A 1157-nucleotide genomic window follows, 5' to 3' on the forward strand; every position below is an offset into this window, starting at 1 on the left:
AGGAGAGCGCATGTATAAAACAGGTGACTTGGCCAAATGGTTACCGGATGGAAATATTGAGTATATTGGCAGAATCGACGATCAAGTGAAAATTCGAGGGTACCGAATTGAATTGGGTGAGGTTGAGTCGGTTCTTCAGAAAGTAGAGTTAGTTCAAGAGGCAGTTGTGGTTACACGAGAGAATGAAAATGGATTAAAACAATTGTGYGCATACTTTGTYGGAGACGAAAGCTTAACAGTGGGACAACTTCGGGAGGCGATGTCACAAGAATTACCAGAGTATATGATTCCATCTTACTTTGTACAGCTCGTCCAAATGCCATTAACACCAAATGGTAAGATTGATCGTAAAGCATTGCCTGCGCTAGAAGGAAATTTACAAACAGGTACGGAGTATGTTGCCCCGCAAACCCCAATGGAAGAAATGTTAGTCTCGATTTGGCAAACGGTACTTGGTGTTCCGCAAATTGGAGTATTGGATAATTTCTTTGATTTGGGAGGCGACTCGATTAAGTCCATCCAAGTCTCCTCAAGACTGTATCAAGCTGGTTATCGAGTAGATATGAAAAGCTTATTCAAATATTCGACTGTTGCGTCTTTAAGTCCGCATGTGGAGAAAATAACGCGAGTTGCTGAACAAGGCGAAGTAACAGGYGAGGCTAWGTTAACACCAATTCANATATTCGACTGTTGCGTCTTTAAGTCCGCATGTGGAGAAAATAACGCGAGTTGCTGAACAAGGCGAAGTAACAGGTGAGGCTAAGTTAACACCAATTCAACGTTGGTTTTTCGACCGCGAGGTGACAGCTCCGCATCACTTTAACCAAGCGTTCATGTTATACCGGAAACAAGGATTTGATGTATCAGCTCTTCGTAAGACGATACAAAAAATTGCCGAGCATCATGATGCGCTGCGTATGGTCTTCCGTCAAACAGAACAAGGGTATGAGACATGGAACCGAGGAATAGAGGGAGAAGAATTATTCAGTCTGGAAGTGATGAATCTCACAGGAAATAGAAATCCAGCTTTAGCAATCGAAGAGGCTACAAATACGATTCAAAGAAGCATTGATTTAAGTGAAGGACCGTTAATGAAACTGGGCTTGTTCCAATGTGAAGAAGGCGATCATTTGTTGATTGTTATTCATCATTTAGTA

At 42.0% G+C, this 1157-nt stretch carries 1 pseudogene; it reads left to right on the plus strand.

What is annotated here, in order from left to right:
• Positions 1-1157: pseudogene (locus AZF08_RS29360) on the plus strand (condensation domain-containing protein); the annotation flags it as partial.

Source organism: Bacillus gaemokensis (assembly GCF_001590835.1).
Lineage (GTDB): Bacteria > Bacillota > Bacilli > Bacillales > Bacillaceae_G > Bacillus_A > Bacillus_A gaemokensis.